Here is a 17,412-nt window from a genome sequence, read left to right on the forward strand (position 1 = left end):
CCCCCTGGTGCGTCACAACTCCCGTCCCTCGTTCCTATGATGGGCGGACAGCATCCGCGTCGGACGCGGTCCACAGGACGTACCCAGGGTGCACAGCGGCGGAAAACGGTGGAGGGGTCGATGACTCAGGGGGCCGGTCAGGGACCCGATGGGTGGCAGCAGGTACACGCGAACACCGCACCGGGGGCTCCTGCCGGAGTGCCCGGAGGTCCGGTCGTCGCCGTGGCTGCCGCAGCCGTTCCGGAGCGGCCCGCGCCCGCGCCGCTCACCGCGGTACGGCTCACGCCCGTACCCGCCGCCGTCTCGCCGGTCCCCGGACCGGGGCCCGCCCCCGCCGCCTCGGCCGAGGGGCAGAGCAGCGCGCCCGGCCCGCTCTACGTCGTGGGCGACGTCCACGGCTACCTCGACGAGCTGAGGCGGGCGCTGCGCGAAGCCGGCCTGACCGACGCGGAGGACCACTGGGCGGCCGGCAAGGCACGACTGTGGTTCCTCGGGGACTTCACCGACCGCGGGCCCGACGGCATCGGCGTCATCGACCTGGTGATGCAGCTCTCCGCCGAGGCCGCTGCGACAGGGGGCTACTGCAAGGCGCTGCTCGGCAACCACGAGCTGCTGCTGCTCGGAGCCCGGCGCTTCGCGGACACCCCGATCAACTCCGGTGCGGGCACGGCCTCCTTCCAGGCCGCCTGGCTGCTCAACGGCGGCCAGCGCACCGACATGGAGAGGTTGCAGGAGCACCACATCCGCTGGATGTCCCGGCTCGACGCGATGGCGCTCGCCGACGAGCACCTGCTGATCCACTCCGACTGCTCGGCCTACCTCGACTACGGCGACACCATCGAGGAAGTGAACGACGCCATCACGGAGGCGCTGGACCAGCGCGACCCGGACATCACCTGGGACCTGTTCCGCAAGTTCACCAAGCGCTTCGCCTTCCGCGACGAGGAAGGGCCGCGGGCGGTCCGCGATCTGCTCGCCACCTACGGCGGCGCACGGATCGTGCACGGGCACAGCCCGATCCCGTACCTGCTCGGCGAGACCGCCACCGAGGAGGCGGAGAAGGACGAGGAGGGCGCCGTGCAGGTCCACGAACCGTACGTCTACGCCGACGGGCTCGCGATCGCCATGGACGGCGGCGTCACAATGGCCGGAAAGCTACTCATCGCGGAACTCCCTCTGCACGAACTCTCCACAGGTGTCGAGGAAACCGCTTGACCTGGCCATACAGTGGGCAAGCCACTTACGGGGAGTCAGCCGTTCGCGCCTTCACGGCGTGAGCAATTTCGACGACACCCTGTCACCCCGCGCGCGAAGCGATCTAACATCAGTCCAGCCGCCCGCGCGCTGTGCCACAGCCCACTGCCACAGCCGCCCGGCCCACCACCCCTGAGGTCGGGGGCCCGACACCCGACCCCACCGATTCCGGAGCCGACCCGCGCCCCGGTCCTACGGAGCATCGGGGGATGCACACATGAACAGCGCTCCGCACCTGCGCCTTGAGGACCGCCCCGAGTTCGAGCGAGTGCTCGACGAGGCGCTCCGCACCATGGCCAGGGCCGAAACCGACACCGCGCCGCCGCTCGCCACCGCCGACCTGCGCACTCTCGCGGTCGCCGACGCCGACGCGATCGCGGCCCACGCCTCCCAGGAGTACGGCGAGTTCGTCCGCGTGCGCGAGCTGCTGCGCCGTCCCGCCGGTACTGCCGCGCCGCCCTCCGGCACCTCTCCCTCCGGCACCTCCTCCGACCACGCCGATCCGTCCGGCGGCAACGCCCCCGGTGACGCGCCCGGGCCGGCCGACAGCCCCACGGACAGCACCGGCGCCGGTGTCTTCGTGGTGCTCTCCCTGCTGCTGCCAGTGCTCTCCGGCACGGCCGCGGTCATCTTCCTGCTCGTCGGCTACGCCCTCGGTGTGGTCTCACCCGAACCGGCGCTCGCCGTGGCGATGCGCAACGTCGGCTGGGTCTTCGCCGTGATCACCGTCGCGACCGGACTCGTCGGCGCCGTCAGCCTGTTGCTGTCCGCTTCCAGGAACGCACCAACCGCCAGGCGGGGGTCGAATTCCGGACGGAACGACGGCCCGTCCGACGAGATCACCGTCGCCCGCGCAGCATGGCGGCACGCGCTGCTCCAGCGCGGCATCCTGCCCTTCCTCCGAGACGCCCAGGAGCGTGCCGCAGAGGGCCGGGAGGGGTACCGCACCCCCGGCCCCCGACTTCCCGAGGACGACCACCGCACGCCCCGGCTCGGCTACTCCGGCCCGGACTTCTCCGCGCAGAAGTCCGGCGCGGCGCAGGAGAGCACCGTCGAGCGCAACCGCTTCTCCAGTCCCAAGTACGGGAGTTCACGTTTCTCCAGCCCCAAGTACTCGACGGACGGCCCGGCTTCGGGCGAGTCCGAGGGCGCGGGTTCCGGCGATGCCTCGGACTCGGGCTCGAAGAGCTCCGGGGGCCGCTTCTACAGCCCGAGCTACCAGAGCGGGTCCACGGACAGCTCCTCGGAGGGCCGCAAGTTCTCCAGCCCCGGCTTCAAATCCGGCTCCACGGGCCGTGACCGCGCCGAGGACGCCCGGGACGCCCGGGACGACGAGGATCCGGGCCCGGTGCCCGACGGGGACGACGCCCGCTCGCGCTAGCCCGCGCCACGTACGCCACGCAGCACGTACGCCACGCAGCACGTACGCCCTCCCGGCAGGTACGCCGTCGTTCCCGACACGTGGCGCGTGCGGCGCGCACGGCGTGCGGCGCGTGACCGGCACGCAGGTCGCGTACGGTGCGTCCCTCCTCGCTCGGAGGGCGTCCCGTGTGCGGGCCTCGCTCCGTACGGACACGTACGGAGTCGGGCGTACGCGCACCGACGCGCCGCCCGGCCGCGCCGCTCACGCGTTCGGGCGGCGGCGCGGTAGCGCAACCGCGGTCAGTCGGCGGGGAGTTCGGTGCCGCAGCGGGCGCAGAAACGCGCGGTTCGCTCGGTGGCCGGTCGGCCGCACTCCGGACACACCTGCTGGAGCAGGCAGGCCGCCTCGCCGCCCTCCTCCTCCACCCGGCCGCCGGAGGGCCGCCCGATGCTCATCCCGGGGCGGCGCCGGTGAACGGTGAAGTACGCCAGCCCTCCGCTCCCGGCGACCAGGGCGCGTTCCGTACCGTGGGCCAGCCAGGCGACCGCGCCTCGAGTCAGCGCCTGCTCGCCCTCGACGGTGGTGAGCCGGCCCTCGCCCTCGAAGACGACGAGCAGCACGTCCAGATCGGGTTCGGTGTGCGCGGCGACCTCGGCACCGGCGGGCAGCCGGATCAGGTTGGCGTCCAACTGCCGTTGCCGCACCGCGAGATTCCACAGGGCCCCGCCCTGCTGCTCCGCGGCCTCGGCCAGCAGCTCGGTCGCCTCGGTCAACACCCCGTACTGCGGCGGGTTCTGCACGATCCGCCCCTCCCCGTGCTCCTCGTCCCCACTGGGTATCAAACCCCGTGCGCGCGGGCCACGTTGACCCGCCTCTCCGACCGGTTCGTGACATCTCCCGCGCCCGTCCCGCCGCCTCCTCCGCACGCGTCGTGGCGGACGGCCGCCACGGACGGCCGGGCGGCGCGGCGCGACGACTCCGCCGCCCCATGTCGGTTACGTGGTCTCGGCGGATATCGTGCGAGATCTTCATGCGTCGCAGCTCCTGGGCACACGGAGCGCAATACCGACTCTGTGATCAGGCTGCTCATGCCGCCGCGTTCGTTCGCGTCTTCGCAGGCGCCCCTTGGACCACAACCACCAGAGGACTCGGTGTCACACCCGCAACCGCTTGCCCCTGAGGAGAAACTCGCCGACGCAAAGAGGCGGTTGGGCCTGCCACAGATCGTGGTGATCTGTGGCTCCACCCGTTTCATGCCCGAGATGGGCGAGGCCGATCTGCGGGAGACCGCAGCCGGAAAGATCGTCGTCAAGCCGGGCTGCGACCTGAAGTCGCCGCACGGCCTCTGGTCCGATCCGGCCGGGGCCGAGGCGCTGAAACTTCGACTCGACGATCTGCACCGGGCGAAGATCCGGCTCGCTGACGAGGCGCTCGTGGTCGGCGACTACATCGGAGACAGCACCCGAGCCGAAATTGCCTACGCCCGGTCGCTGGGCAAGCCCGTGCGGTTCACGCATCCCGAGGTTGACCCTGATGCCTGACCCGGCCCCCGCCTGGCCCTCTCGCGGATGGCTCCGGCAGGCCCCCCACTCGTGAGATGCGGTGTGACGCTCCAGCGTCGGGCGATCGGTCCACAGATCGACGAGGGCTGACCGACGGCACCCGCGGAATGCCGTCGGTCAGCCACGTTTGCTCCGGTCAGTCAGCCATCGGAAGGTAGACGCGGTTTCCGGACTCGTTGAACTCCCTCGACTTCTGCGCCATCCCGGCCTCGATCTCCGCCGCTCCCATGTCCGTTCCGTGGTCGCGGCGGATCTCGTGCGAGATCTTCATCGAGCAGAACTTCGGCCCGCACATGGAGCAGAAGTGCGCCGTCTTGGCCGGTTCGGCGGGCAGCGTCTCGTCGTGGAACTCCCGGGCCGTCTCCGGGTCGAGGGCCAGGTTGAACTGGTCCTCCCAACGGAACTCGAACCTCGCGTCGGAGAGCGCGTCGTCCCAACTCCGCGCGCCCGGGTGGCCCTTGGCCACATCGGCCGCGTGCGCGGCGATCCGGTACGTGATCACGCCGGTCTTGACGTCGTCCCGGTTCGGCAGGCCCAGATGCTCCTTGGGCGTGACGTAGCAGAGCATCGCCGTGCCCCACCAGCCGATCATCGCCGCACCGATGCCCGAGGTGATGTGGTCGTAGCCGGGCGCGATGTCGGTGGTCAGCGGGCCGAGCGTGTAGAAGGGCGCCTCGTCGCAGATCTCCTGCTGGAGGTCGATGTTCTCCTTGATCAGATGCATCGGGACGTGCCCGGGCCCCTCGACCATGGTCTGCACCTCGTGTTGCCGCGCGATCCCGGTCAGTTCACCGAGGGTCCTCAACTCGGCGAACTGCGCCTCGTCGTTGGCGTCCGCGACGGAGCCGGGCCGTAGCCCGTCGCCGAGCGAGAAGGTGACGTCGTAGCTGCGCAGGATCTCGCAGAGCTCCTCGAAGTGGGTGTAGAGGAAGCTCTCCCGGTGGTGCGCCAGGCACCAGGCGGCCATGATCGAGCCGCCGCGCGAGACGATGCCGGTGCGGCGGTTGGCCGTCAGCGGCACGTGGCGCAGCAGTACGCCCGCGTGAACGGTCATGTAGTCCACGCCCTGCTCACACTGCTCGATCACGGTGTCCCGGTAGACCTCCCAGTTCAGCTCCTCGGCCCGGCCCTCGACCTTCTCCAGCGCCTGGTAGAGCGGCACGGTGCCGATCGGCACCGGGGAGTTGCGCAGGATCCACTCGCGGGTGGTGTGGATGTTGCGGCCGGTGGAGAGGTCCATGACGGTGTCCGCGCCCCAGCGCGTCGCCCAGGTCATCTTCTCCACCTCCTCCTCGATGGAGGAGGTGACCGCCGAGTTGCCGATGTTGGCGTTGACCTTCACCAGGAACTTCCGGCCGATGATCATCGGCTCGATCTCCGGGTGGTTGATGTTGGCCGGCAGCACCGCCCGGCCGCGCGCGATCTCCTCGCGCACCGTTTCCGGCTCCAGGCCCTCCCGCAGCGCGACGTACTCCATCTCCGGAGTGACCTCGCCCCGCAGCGCGTACCCGAGTTGGGTCACCGCGGGGCGGCTCCCGTCGGCCGCGGTACGGGCGCGGCGCGGCAGCCGCGGGCGGCCGGGGAAGACCGCGTCCAGATTGCGCAGACCGCCGCGCGGGCTGGTGTGCTTGACGCCGTCGTCCTCGGGCCGCACCTCCCGGCCCGGGTACTCCTCGGTGTCACCGCGGGCGACGATCCAGTTCTCCCGCAGCGGGTCGAGCCCGCGGCGCACCTCGGTGTCGATGTCGGGATCGGTGTGCGCGCCCGAAGTGTCGTACAGCGTCACGTCCTTGCCGTTGGTCAGGTGCACCCGGCGGACCGGGACCCGGATGTCGGGGCGCGAACCGCTCAGATAGCCCTTGTGCCAGCCGATCTCGATCGGCTGCCCGGCCGTCTCGTCCTCACCCGGCCCTTGGGGCATGCGTGATTCCTGCATGGTCATGAGACCCACTCCCTACGCCGGCATTACCCGGTAACAGGTTCGGCGGTCGACGCAGCTGTGCCCGTACGCGCTCGTACGGAGGTCAGCGCCCTCTCAGCCCCGTGCTCGGAGCTCCCGCGATGTGCAAATGCACTCTCACGCTAGCGGTTCGACTTCCCACCACGCCAGGGGGCCTTGCGATGATCTGACCGTGAACCAGTCCCACAGCGAGCACGACGGTGACCGCCCCGGCCAGTGGCCCGGCGACGAGAACTCAGGTCAGGGCGGCGGTGCCGCCTGGGGACCCAGACCGCCGAAGCGACGGAGGACGGAGCCCGCGGACACGTCCGGGCCCGGCGACCCGGCCGCGCACGCGCATGCCCACGGACACGCGCACAGCCACGCGCACGCCCACGGACACGGACCGGCCGCGCCCGTCTCCCGTCATCTGCGGAAGGTCATCGCAGCCGTACTGGTCCCGTTCGCCGCCGTGGTCCTCGCCGGACTTGTCCTGATGTGGCCGGGCGGCGCGCCCGGAAGCGACGGCGGACGCAGCGGCGTCGGCTTCGACCGGCAGATGGAGCAGGCCAGGGTCGTACAGGTCCAGGAGGTCGACTGCGGGGACGTCAACGCCGAGGGCAGGCAGGAGGGCGACACCTCCGCGAAGGGCCTCTGCCGGCAGGCGACGATCAAGGTCACCTCGGGACCGCACGAGGGGCGGGAGTTCACCGAGGTCATCACGCCGGACGACACCCGCAGGCTCTCCACCGGCCAGGACGTGGTGGTCGCCCACGCACCGCAGGCGCCCGAGGAACTCCAGTACAGCGTCATCGACGTGGATCGCGACTTCCCGATGGTGCTGCTCGCGATCATCTTCGCGCTGGTGGTGGTCGGCGTCGGGCGGCTGCGCGGACTGCTGGCGCTCGTCGGCCTGGTGATCACCTTCGGGGTGCTGACCCTCTTCATCCTGCCGGGCATCCTCCAGGGCTCGAACCCGCTGGTGGTGGCGGTCATCGGCGGCAGCCTGATCATGCTCGTCACGCTCTACCTATGCCACGGGCTGACAGCGAGAACCTCGGTGGCGGTGCTGGGCACGCTGATCTCGCTGGTGCTGATCGGGCTGCTCGGCTCGCTCTTCATCGGCTGGGCGAACCTCTCCGGCAACACCGACGACCAGACCGCGCTCGTCCACAGCCTCTACCCCGACATCGAGATCCGCGGACTGCTGCTCGCGAGTGTGCTGATCGGTTCGCTCGGCGTGCTCGACGATGTGACGGTCACCCAGACCTCGGCGGTCTGGGAGCTCAAGGCGGCCGACCCGTCGGCGAGTTGGCGGCAGGTGTACCGCTCGGCGATGCGCATCGGCCGCGACCACATCGCCTCGGTCGTCAACACCCTCGTACTGGCCTACGCGGGCGCGGCGATGCCGCTGCTGCTGCTCTTCTCCATCGCCAAGGCGGACACCGCGACCGTGGCGACGAGCGAGCTGGTGGCGGAGGAGATCGTACGGACGCTGGTCGGCTCGATCGGTCTGGTCGCCTCCGTACCGGTCACCACGGTCCTGGCGGCGCTGGTCGTCTCGGCCGGCTTCGGCAGGGACGGCGAACCGCCGATCCGGCCGGCCGGCGGCGACGGGGCCGACGGCACGGGCGGTGGGCAGCCCGGCGACACCTGGGGCGGCGGCAGCGGCGGCGCGCGAGACGGGCACGGGCCGGGCAGCGGCGGTGCGAGCGACGGCAACGCCCCGGCCGGCGCGGGGACTTCGAGCGGGCCCGGATCGGTACGGGGCGGGCTCGGCGGCGGCAGCGGTCGCCGCAGACGCGCCAAACGGTGACGCGGCACGCGGAGACACGGCACGCGGAGACGCCGGCCGCGCATACGCCGGCCGCAGGCCCCGCACGCGGGAACGCGGCGGGGCGGGAACGCGGCGGACGGACAGCCCCGTGCCGCGTCTCCGCCGGCGCCCGTGGCGGGCGCCGGCGGGCGCGGGACGACAGCGGGCGGCGCGGCTCGGGTGACTTCCCGAACCGCACCGCCTGCTGATGAACCGTTACGGCATGCGCCCGCCGGCCAGAATCCGGTCCAGCTCGGCGTCGATGTCCTGCTGCGCCTCCTCGTGCCCGAGCGGCACCAGGCGGTCCGTACGGTCGAGGAACGCCACCAGCGGCGGCGCACTCACCCGGAAGACCGCGCGCTCCGAACCGGCGAACAGCTGGATGTGCAGATCCGCCAGTCGCTCGGCGCAGACCGGAGCGATGTGCACATCGCCCTCGCCCGAGGGATGGCTGATTCCGTCGACCAGCAGCTCCCGCCCGAACACCCAGCTCACCGGGGCGTCGCCCGGCAGGCAGAAGGTGAAGCGCACGGCGTACGGATCCTCTGTCTCGTAGACGAGATCGACCGGGATGAGGAAGGCGAGCTCCTCTGAGGCCAGGAAGCTCATCATGACCTGAGCCCGGACCGTGTCACCCATTGCGCTGCCCCCGATTTCTCGTACTCGGCCGTGATCGGTAGCTGTGGAACTCAGGTGAATCGTCTACGAAGATCCACAAACCCCACAATCCCGGATGCTTCAAAGTCACCCGTTTGACAACGGTGTTGGCACCGCTGGGGGCACGGCCGGCAGGTTCGGAGGCCTCAGTCGGTCCTTACCAGCTGCTGCTGGAGGAGGACGAGGTGAACTTGCGTACGAGGAAGACGAGTCCGGCGACGATCGCGGCGAAGAGCAGCACCTTGAAGAGCAGGGCGATCACCGTCGTCAGAATCCAGGTCACCACCTTGAAGACGAGGAGCGCGACGACGATGATCGCGACCCACTTCACCCACGAGGGGAGTCCGGCGAAGGTTCCTGTCGAGCTCATGGTGTCCTGCCTCCTGTTGCCGTGTGGCACGGCTCCTGGTGTTGCCTCTTGACTGCGTCGGCCGGGCGCCGTTCGCCTTGCCTTCTCGGCCGCCGCTTCGGTGGTCGGCCGCTGTGTCGCTGTGCCTTCGATGCTAAGCGGGACACCGGGGCGGACGGGAGGGCCCGCTGCCCCGGTCCTCCCCTGAACCGACCCTGAGGCGCCCCTGAGTTCGGCGCTCCGACCCGGGAGTGAGCACCCGGCCGCCGGACGGCGGTCTGCCGGTCGCCGCCGGACGGGCCCGCCGGGGCGGGACGGCCCGGGGCGGGACGGCGCCCCGACCGCACGGGAGCCGGCCGCGCAGGCGGGGATCAGGCGGGGATCAGCCGGGCGGGGAGAAGACCACCAGCACCCGCAGGTCCTCGCTGATGTGGTGGAAGCGGTGCGGCTGTCCGGCCGGCACGTAGACCACGCTCCCCCGCGCCACCGGGGTGGACTCCTCGCCGACAGTGATCACCGCCCGACCGCTGACGACGAAGTACACCTCGTCCTGGTCGTGCGGCTTCTGGGTGTCCTGCGCGGTGCGGTCGAGGGCGTAGAGCCCGACCGACATGTTCCGTTCCCGCAGAAACTGCAGGTACGCACCGTCGTTGGCGAGGCGCTCGGCCTCCAGTTCCTCCAGGCGAAACGCCTTCACCGGCGCCGCCCCCCTGCCCAGCACACGCCCGACTCTGAAACGATCTGCTGCATGAAGAGCTTCCTTCTCAAGACAATCGCCAACGCCGTCGCGCTCGCGGTGGCCGTGTGGCTGCTGGCCGACATCACCGTCTCCGGCGACACCTCCGGAGAGCGGACCATCACCCTCGTGCTGGTCGCGCTGATCTTCGGTGTCGTCAACGTCGTGGTCAAGCCCGTCGCCAAAGTGCTGTCCTTCCCTGTGCTCGTCCTCACACTGGGCCTCTTCGCCCTGGTGATCAACGCCCTGATGCTGCTGCTGACCTCCTGGCTGGCGGACAAGGTCGACGTCGGCTTCCACGTGGAGGGATTCGGCACCGCGCTGCTCGGCGGCCTGATCGTCTCCATCGTTTCCTGGGGCATGGAGATGGTGCTGCCCGACGGCAAGTGAGCCGGCGCCCGCCGCAGGCACACCACCGGGCGGCGTGCTCGTCGGCGCATCGCCGATGATGGGTGCATGGACGCATCGACCCCCCGTACCGACCGACCGGAACCCCCGTACCACGTCTGCTTCGTGTGCACGGGCAACATCTGCCGCTCGCCCCTCGCCGAGTCCGTCTTCCGCGCCAAGCTCGCGGAGGACGGGCTCGCGGACGAGGTCCGCGTCTCCAGCGCAGGCACCGGCGGTTGGCACACCGGCAGCGTCGCCGACCACCGGACCGTGGAGGTGCTGGAAGAGGCAGGCTACGAGTCCGCGCACAGCGCACAGCAGTTTCAGGCCGAGTGGTTCGACGGGCTCGATCTGGTGATCGCCCTCGACCTCGGCCACGAGCGGGATCTCAAGAACCTCGCCCCCACCGCCGCCGACGCGGCGAAGGTGCGGCTGCTTCGCTCCTACGATCCGAAGAGCGCGGGTTCGCCGGAAGTCGCGGATCCGTACTACGGCACCCGAGCGGATTTCGACATCGTGCTGGAGCAGGTCGAGGCCGCCGTCCCGGGACTGCTCCGGGCCGTGCACGAGGACCTCACCGGTCGCCGGGCCGCCGCCGGGAGCGCCACGGACGCGGCCGGGAAGCCCGGCGCGGGCGGGAAGGCCGGCGCGGCCGGGAAGGCCGTTGCGGACCGGGGCCCCGGGGTCGACGAGCGTCCCGGCGGGGCCGACGCCGGACGGATGGAGACCGCGCGATGAGCGGCACCACCGAGGACACCCCGTACGCCGCGACTCGCGCCCCGCAGCCCGCCGGGGAGGGCACCCGCGCGGTGCACGCCGGGCTGCCGGAGAGCGAGCCGTACGCCCCGCCCATGCCGGGCCCGGTGCTGACCTCGCACTTCCATCTGCCCGGCGATCCCGCCGACGCCCCCTACACGTACGGGCGCGACGGCAACCCGACCTGGACCGCGCTGGAGCGCGCGATCGGCGAGCTGGAGGCTCCCGGCGAGGACGTCGAAGTGCTCGCCTTCTCCTCGGGGATGGCGGCGATCTCCGCGGTGCTGCTCTCCCGGGTGCACCCCGGGGACACCGTGGTGCTGCCGGACGACGGGTACAACCTGCTCGGCCCGCTCGGCGAGCAACTGACCGCGCAGGGCGCGCACGTGCGGCGGGTGCCCACGCACGGTCCCGAGCTGCTCGCGGCCGTCGAGGGCGCCGCCCTGGTGTGGCTGGAGACCCCGTCCAACCCCGGTCTGGACGTGTGCGATCTGCGCGAGGTCGTCGAGGCGGCCCACCGCGCCGGCGCGCTCGTCGCGGTGGACAACACCCTGGCCACCCCGCTCGGCCAGCGCCCGCTGGAGCTGGGCGCCGACTACTCGGTGGCCAGCGGCACCAAGGCGCTCAACGGCCACGGGGACGTACTCCTGGGCTATGTCGCCTGCCGGGGCGGGGAGTTGGCCGCGCCGGTGCGACGCTGGCGGAAGCTCGTCGGAGCCGTCCCCGGCCCCATGGAGGCGTGGCTGGCCCACCGCAGTCTGGCGACGCTGCATCTGCGGGTCGCCCGGCAGCAGGAGAACGCCCTCGCCCTCGCGCGGGAGCTGCACGACTGGCCCGAGGTGAGCGTCGTGCGCTACCCCGGGCTGCCCGAGGACCCCTCGCACGAGGTGGCGGCACGGCAGATGCGGCGCTACGGCTGCGTGGTCTCCTTCACCCTGCCCGATCTCGGCTTCGCGGAACGGCTGTTGGGTGCGGCGCGCATTGTGGAGAGCGCCACCAGCTTCGGTGGCGTGCGCACCACCGCCGAGCGGCGCGGACGCTGGGGCGGCGACGACGTGCCCGACGGTTTCGTCCGGCTTTCGGCAGGTGTGGAGGACGCGGCCGATCTGATCGCCGATCTGCGGCAGGCCCGGGACAGCGCCCGGGAGGGCTGAGCACGGGGTCGGGAGGGGCGTCGGCGGAGTTGTCGGCGGGCGCGTCCGCGCGCCGGGCCGCGTCGTGCGGCGGGCGCGTCCCGGGCGCGGCTGAGGGCGGTCGGGGCCGGGTTCGGGCAGCAGAAAGGTTTCGACGCCGCCGGGGTGCGGCAGATTTCCAGGCATGGCGGCTGAACGTCCCGTGGTCAAACGCACTGCTCGCGCGATCCTGCTCGACGGCGGCGAGCTCCTGCTGATCAAGCGCACCAAGCCCGACCGACCGCCGTACTGGATCACTCCGGGCGGCGGCGTGGAGCCCTGCGACGAGAGCGTGGTCGCCGCACTGCACCGCGAGGTGGACGAGGAGCTCGGCGCCAAGGTGGGCGACGTGGTGCCGGCCTTCGTCGACACGGTGCCCTACTCGCTCGCCGACGACGGCGAACCGGCCGACGGCCGCCCGCTGCCGGCCGACGCCGTGAAGGTGCAGCACTTCTTCGTCTGCCGCCTGGAGTCGATGGACACCTCGCGGCGCCACGGCCCGGAGGTCGACGAGCCGCGCGGCTCCTACGAGATCGTCCGCATCCCGTTCACCCGCGAGGGCATCGCCTCGGTCGACGTCGTGCCCCCGACGCTCAGCGCGCATCTGCGCCGCAACATCGAGGGCGTACGGGCCCTGTTCGCCGACGACCTCGGCTGAGCGTCGGCACGATCGGGGCGGGCGGCACCGGTTTCCGGCTGTCCGCTGTCCGGCGCCGGCGCCGGCCGGCGATTCGGATGCGCCGACGACGCCGGCGGGCGGGGGCCGAGCAGCTGTCCGTCAGTCGGTGCGGGCGAACCAGCCCTCGAACTCGGCGTCGGCGCTCAGCTCCTCGCCGCCTCCGTCGACCGGGTCCGGCGGCTGCGGGTCGCGTACGGTCGCCGGCCCGCGGGCCTCGGCCTCGGCGAGCACCCGCTGCGCCTCCTCCCGCCAGTCCAACACCGGCTGCGGCGGCATCAGTTCACGGTTGCGGGCGACGGCGGCCGACTCGTCGACGTGCGCCGCCCGCTCCCGACGGCCGGGCAGCTCCTGCCGGGCGGGCCGGTCGGAAGGCGCCTGCCAGGCGGCGTGGTCCTGCCACACCGAAGGCACCGGGGCGGGAGCGAGGTGTTCCCTCGGCACGGGCAGGGCGGACTGTCCGGGGTGCGCGTCCCCGGCCTGGTTCCCACGGCCGAAGGACCGGTCGCCACTGGTGGGCAGCGGCAGCGGGGGAAGCGCGGGCAGGCCGGCGGGAGGCTCCTGCGGCCCCCGTACGCGAAGATCCCCGAGCCCGCTGCCGGACGTCCGCCCGGCCCCGGAACCGCTCGAAGGGTCGTGTTCCCGCGCCGTGCTCGGCCCGTGCTCCCACGATCGCCCCTGCACTCCGGGCTCGAGCTCCGGGCTCGGCGACTCGTGCGGGGCGGACCACGGTCCGGAACCGGCGGGCGGGCCCGACAGCTCGGCGGGCCCCGCCCGGCGCGAGTGCGCGGAGGGCTCCACGGGCGGCAACTCCCCGGCGTACGCCGGGGGTTCGGCCGCTGACGACCGCCGCTCCCGAGCGGGCGGGGGCGCGGCGGCGGGCATCGGCGGCGGTACGAGCGGTGCGCGCGGCTGCACCGGCGTACCCGCAGACTCCGCCGACTCCGCCGACCGCCCGAACCGCTCGACGCCGTACCGCCCGTCGGTGGGCCCGGTGCGCCCGTCGTCGGACCGGGTGCGGTCGTCGGTGGGCCCGGTGCGGGGGCGGGTGTTCGGAGCCGCGTCGGTGTCGGCGGACCACCCGGTGGTGGGCCGGTCGGCCGGCGGCGCGGGAACGTGGGGCGGTCCCGCGGCGCCCGTCCACTCGCGGCGCCGGACGCGTGCGGCGTTCTCGCCGAACGAACCGGCCGAGTTGCCGCCGCGGTCGTCCGGCCGCCCGGCCGGGAACGGCGGCGCCGGCGGGACGGCTGAGGACGGTGCCGAGGGGAACGCGCGTACCGGCCGCGACACGGGAGCCGGCGGGAATCCGGGCGCCGGCGGATTCCCGGCCGACGGAGCGGGGCCGGCCGAAGGCGACGGCGCCGCCGCCCAAGAACCCGAACCGGCTTCCGCCGTCCGCCCGGACGCTGGCCCGTACTCGGGCTCGGGCCCGTACTCGGAGGCGGCAATCGGCGCGGGCTCGGTGGCCGCCGCGGTCACCGGCGCCGGCGATCCGGCCGCCGACACCTGCGCCGACACTGCCGCCGACTCCTGCGCGGACACCGGGGCAGGCGCGCGCTCGGGCTTCGACGAGCTGCCGGCGGCTGTGCGGTCGCGGCTCACGCCGAAGAAGTCACCGCCCTTGCGTCCGGCGTCGTCGGTGCCCCAGTCCCTCGGGGTGCCCTTCGGCGCCTTCTGCAACTGCGGTATGTGCTTGGCGCAGTGGATGTACGCCTCTTCCACGGTGACCTGCACCCACAGCTCGGCGCGCCGACCGGGAACGGTCTCCACCGGCAGGTCCTGGTGCTGCTCGCGGAGTTCCGCGTCCGGCACGATCCGGGCCTTGCCGTTGATGTGCAGCCCGATCCTGGCTCGGAAGAAGTCCACCAGAATGATGCCCAGATGCGGGTTCTCCTCGATGTTTCCGAGGCTCGCGTGAACGCCGTTCCCGCGGTACTCGGGGAACACGAGTGTCTTTTTGTCGAGCACCCGCAGAAAGCCGGGCGGCCCGGCGCGGAAAGTGTTGTCGCATTCGCCCTCGGCGTCGGCCGTGGCCAGGAAGAACATCTCCTGCTCGCCGACGAACTCCCGCATGTTGGCGTTGAGATGGTCGAGCATCTGGGTGTCGTAGAAGCGGTCCGCCCGCTTGGTCGACCCGAGCCTTCGCTGGACCTCGTGTTCGCCGTCGCTGCCCGGCCGCTCCCGGGGCCGGTCGGCGGGCTCACGCACCGTTTCGGCCCCGTTCCGAGCGTGCGGTGCCGTTGCGCCCGCCCCGGGCTGCGGCGCGTGCGCCCCGGTGGGCGCCGGGTCGTACGCCCAGCTCGGCCGCCTCGCGTACGGTTCCGCCGGCGGCCCCGGGTACGGGCCGGTCAGCGGATCGGTCAGCGGATCGGTCAGCGGATCGCTGGGCGTACCTGCTCCCGGCGCCTCGTGCTGCGCCGGGAGCGGCCAGGCGGCCGGCCCCGAAGTGTCTTCCGGATGACGGTCGTCAGCCACGTCGTCTACCACTTCTCAATCTCCCGCGAAGGCCAGTTCGTCGAGTGCGTCGTGCCGTATCCGCTCCTGGGGGATACCGACGTCGCGCAGGGCGTCGATTCCGCTGCGGATCATGCCGGGTGGGCCCGAGACGTAGCCGTCGTGCCCGCTCCAGTGCCCCGAACCGCGAATCACGTCCGGCACCTGCCCGGTCAGCACGCTCGCGCGGACCGGGCAGCCGTCGCCGACCACGGGGTGCACGGAGAGCCACGAGTGCTCGGCCTCCAACTGCCGCATGGTTTCCAGGTCGTAGAGCTCGTGGGCGCTGCGCGCGCCGTAGAAGACGTCGAACAGCCGGCGCCTGCCGTACTCGGCGACTTCCTCGATCATCGCCTTGATCGGGGCGATGCCGGTTCCGCCGCCGAGGCAGAGCAGCCCGTTTTCGCTGCGGTGGTTGACGGTCATGGTGCCCGCGGGCCCGCCCAGCCGCACCACGTCGCCCGGCTGCGCGCGGTTGACCAGCGCACCGGAGACCCAGCCGGCGGGGACGGCCTTGACGTGCAGCGTGATCAGCCCGTCCGAGCGCGGTGCCCCCGCGAAGGAGTAGTGCCGCCAGACCCTGGGCCACCAGGGGGTCTCGATGCTGGTGTACTGGCCCGCGCGGAAGGCGTACGGCTGGTCGGTCCGCAGCGTGATGACCGCGGTGTCCGAGCTCCGCCGCTCGTGCGAGACCACCTCGGCCTGCCAACTGGCGGGCGCGCGCTGCTCGTCCACCGCCGCGGCGTCGATCATGATCTGCGAGATCAGCGTGTACGCCTTGACCCAGGCGGTCTCGGCCGCCGGCGACCAGGTGAAGTGGGCGAACCGCTCCAGCGCGCCGAGCAGGCACTCGCCGAGCACCGGATAGTACTCCGCCCTCGTGCCGTACTTCCGGTGGCCGCGGCCGAGGCCGGAGAGGTACGAGGTCAGTACGGCCGGGTTGCCGGCGTGGCGAGCCGTGGTCAGCAACGCCCGGAAGAGCCGGTCGCGTTGGGTGTCCATGGCGGCCGGGAAGAGATCGCGCAGCTGGGGGTTCCGGACGAAGAGCAGGGAGTAGAAATGGCTGGTGACCGCGTTGGCGACCGGTTCGATCTCGGCCAGCGTCTGCTGGATCAGCTCGATCTCTGCCGCGCTCGGCACTGCGACGGGCGGCAGCGGTACGGCCTCGACACCGTCGGCGGGGTGCGGTTCGGGCGTGGGAGTGAGCGGGCGCTCCCGAGTTCGGCCTGAATCCGTCGTTTGAGCGGCGGGTGCGGTGCGCGCGGCTCCCGAACCCGCGGGCGAGGGGCGGGCGGAGGCGGCGAACCAGCCACCCTCGTCACCGCTGCTGCCCCGCGTCGGTATGTCGTGATCCTCCGACATCGTGGTCATGCGCTGCCCTCGTCCCTTACATATGCGACCGGTTCTGCACACAGGAGTGACGAAAGTGTGTGCGGTAGTTCCCAATCTCTTCTCAGCTGGAGTGCCGTGCATTTGTCCGGGCAGGGACGGCTGCTCTTCTCACAATGCGCGGCACGATGCGTCGTCGACCATACCGCCAGCAGAACCGCACACAAGTGCCGCAGGAAGAAATCTCCACGAACCCGGAATCAGCCAGTCCACGCTGCGGTACGGTAACCCAGCGCATCCCGAGGAAAGTTCACAAGAACGACAACAGCGGACAAGAGGCACAAGCATCCGCTCCGTCACTCCCGGACACCTGCGCGTACGGCGAACGACCGCACGGTTCCTCGGCGCCGTGGCCACCGGGAAGGTGCTCGCGACGGCGACTTAGGGTTTCCGACATGAGCGACTTCATCTTCCGTCGGGCGATGGAACAGGACATCGAGGCCATAGTGGCGATGCTCGCCGACGATCCGCTGGGCGCCACCCGCGAGAGCCCGAACGAACTCGGCCCGTACCGTACGGCGTTCGCGGCGATCGACGCCGACCCCCAGCAGCTGCTCGCCGTGGCCGAGCGCGACGGCCGGGTGGTCGGCACCATGCAGCTGACCTTCGTACCCGGCCTCTCCCGCAAGGGACTCACCCGCGCACTGATCGAAGGCGTCCGGGTGCACAGCGACGAGCGCGGCTCGGGCCTCGGCACCGAGCTGACCAACTGGGCGGTGGACCAGGCCCGTTCGCGCGGGTGCTCGCTGGTGCAGCTCACCTCGGACAGGACCCGGGTGGACGCGCACCGCTTCTACGAGCGGCTCGGCTTCGAGGCGACCCACCTGGGCTTCAAACTCCCCCTGGACTAAGGCCCGTTG

The 17,412-nt window shown here is 71.9% G+C and carries 15 protein-coding genes and 1 pseudogene; 9 read left to right on the top strand and 7 right to left on the bottom strand.

Translation table 11 applies throughout. The features are described 5' to 3' along the window. Positions 1 to 120: 120 nt before the first annotated feature. Both JGS22_RS08995 and JGS22_RS09000 read left to right on the top strand, forming a co-directional pair. Positions 121 to 1,215: a metallophosphoesterase gene (locus tag JGS22_RS08995; protein WP_216814908.1), complete on the top strand. Its 1,095-nt coding sequence runs from the start codon at positions 121 to 123 to the stop codon at positions 1,213 to 1,215. 256 nt (positions 1,216 to 1,471) lie between these two features. Then, on the top strand, positions 1,472 to 2,635 hold the full coding sequence (locus JGS22_RS09000) for a hypothetical protein (protein ID WP_211039686.1): 1,164 nt from the start codon (positions 1,472 to 1,474) through the stop codon (positions 2,633 to 2,635). Between the two features lie 281 nt (positions 2,636 to 2,916). Here JGS22_RS09000 and JGS22_RS09005 read toward each other — a convergent pair whose 3' ends face one another. Continuing rightward, positions 2,917 to 3,417 carry a zinc-ribbon domain-containing protein gene (locus JGS22_RS09005; RefSeq protein WP_308405582.1) on the bottom strand — a complete coding sequence of 167 codons (501 nt, stop codon included), beginning with the start codon at positions 3,415 to 3,417 and terminating at the stop codon, positions 2,917 to 2,919. 351 nt (positions 3,418 to 3,768) lie between these two features. Here JGS22_RS09005 and JGS22_RS09010 point away from each other — a divergent pair, with 351 nt between their 5' ends. After that, positions 3,769 to 4,158, top strand: coding sequence for a hypothetical protein (locus tag JGS22_RS09010; RefSeq protein WP_211039714.1), 390 nt, complete (start codon positions 3,769 to 3,771; stop codon positions 4,156 to 4,158). A 157-nt stretch (positions 4,159 to 4,315) separates the two neighbouring features. Here JGS22_RS09010 and thiC read toward each other — a convergent pair whose 3' ends face one another. After that, positions 4,316 to 6,100, bottom strand: coding sequence for a phosphomethylpyrimidine synthase ThiC (gene thiC / locus JGS22_RS09015; RefSeq protein ID WP_236073087.1), 1,785 nt, complete (start codon positions 6,098 to 6,100; stop codon positions 4,316 to 4,318). 205 nt (positions 6,101 to 6,305) lie between these two features. Between thiC and JGS22_RS09020 the strand changes: the two genes are divergently transcribed. After that, a complete protein-coding gene (locus JGS22_RS09020; RefSeq protein WP_236073612.1) occupies positions 6,306 to 7,934 on the top strand; it encodes a YibE/F family protein in 1,629 nt (542 codons plus the stop codon). Between the two features lie 216 nt (positions 7,935 to 8,150). Here JGS22_RS09020 and JGS22_RS09025 read toward each other — a convergent pair whose 3' ends face one another. From JGS22_RS09025 to JGS22_RS09035, 3 genes are all read right to left on the bottom strand, one after another. Then, the gene (locus tag JGS22_RS09025; protein ID WP_211039689.1) at positions 8,151 to 8,573 is read right to left on the bottom strand and encodes an SsgA family sporulation/cell division regulator; all 423 of its coding nucleotides are present in this window, start codon (positions 8,571 to 8,573) and stop codon (positions 8,151 to 8,153) included. A 175-nt stretch (positions 8,574 to 8,748) separates the two neighbouring features. Then, entirely contained in the window at positions 8,749 to 8,961 is a 213-nt protein-coding gene (locus JGS22_RS09030) for a DUF5326 family protein (RefSeq protein ID WP_211039690.1), read from the bottom strand. A 361-nt stretch (positions 8,962 to 9,322) separates the two neighbouring features. Continuing rightward, a complete protein-coding gene (locus tag JGS22_RS09035) occupies positions 9,323 to 9,637 on the bottom strand; it encodes a cupin domain-containing protein (protein WP_211039715.1) in 315 nt (104 codons plus the stop codon). A gap of 51 nt (positions 9,638 to 9,688) precedes the next feature. Between JGS22_RS09035 and JGS22_RS09040 the strand changes: the two genes are divergently transcribed. The 4 genes and pseudogenes from JGS22_RS09040 to JGS22_RS09055 all read left to right on the top strand — a co-directional run bounded on the left by JGS22_RS09040 (position 9,689) and on the right by JGS22_RS09055 (position 12,652). After that, positions 9,689 to 10,066 (top strand): phage holin family protein, encoded by a 378-nt coding sequence (locus JGS22_RS09040; protein ID WP_211039691.1) that lies wholly within the window; start codon positions 9,689 to 9,691, stop codon positions 10,064 to 10,066. 66 nt (positions 10,067 to 10,132) lie between these two features. After that, positions 10,133 to 10,657: pseudogene (locus JGS22_RS09045) on the top strand (low molecular weight protein-tyrosine-phosphatase); the annotation flags it as partial. A 143-nt stretch (positions 10,658 to 10,800) separates the two neighbouring features. Beyond that, complete coding sequence (locus tag JGS22_RS09050) at positions 10,801 to 11,976, top strand: cystathionine gamma-lyase (RefSeq protein ID WP_211039693.1); 1,176 nt, start codon at positions 10,801 to 10,803, stop codon at positions 11,974 to 11,976. 163 nt (positions 11,977 to 12,139) lie between these two features. After that, positions 12,140 to 12,652 carry an NUDIX domain-containing protein gene (locus JGS22_RS09055; RefSeq protein ID WP_211039694.1) on the top strand — a complete coding sequence of 171 codons (513 nt, stop codon included), beginning with the start codon at positions 12,140 to 12,142 and terminating at the stop codon, positions 12,650 to 12,652. Positions 12,653 to 12,772: 120 nt separating this feature from the next. Here the strand turns inward: JGS22_RS09055 and JGS22_RS27070 are convergent, their stop codons facing one another. Together JGS22_RS27070 and JGS22_RS09065 are read right to left on the bottom strand one after the other, a co-directional pair. After that, positions 12,773 to 15,145 (bottom strand): pyridoxamine 5'-phosphate oxidase family protein, encoded by a 2,373-nt coding sequence (locus JGS22_RS27070; protein WP_308405583.1) that lies wholly within the window; start codon positions 15,143 to 15,145, stop codon positions 12,773 to 12,775. 15 nt (positions 15,146 to 15,160) lie between these two features. Further along, a complete protein-coding gene (locus JGS22_RS09065; protein ID WP_236073088.1) occupies positions 15,161 to 16,534 on the bottom strand; it encodes a globin domain-containing protein in 1,374 nt (457 codons plus the stop codon). A 413-nt stretch (positions 16,535 to 16,947) separates the two neighbouring features. On the opposite strand from JGS22_RS09065, the gene JGS22_RS09070 reads away from it, so the two are divergent. Then, positions 16,948 to 17,403 (top strand): GNAT family N-acetyltransferase, encoded by a 456-nt coding sequence (locus JGS22_RS09070; protein ID WP_211039696.1) that lies wholly within the window; start codon positions 16,948 to 16,950, stop codon positions 17,401 to 17,403. Positions 17,404 to 17,412 lie beyond the last annotated feature (9 nt).

This window comes from Streptomyces tardus (assembly GCF_018101125.2).
Taxonomy (GTDB): domain Bacteria; phylum Actinomycetota; class Actinomycetes; order Streptomycetales; family Streptomycetaceae; genus Streptomyces; species Streptomyces tardus.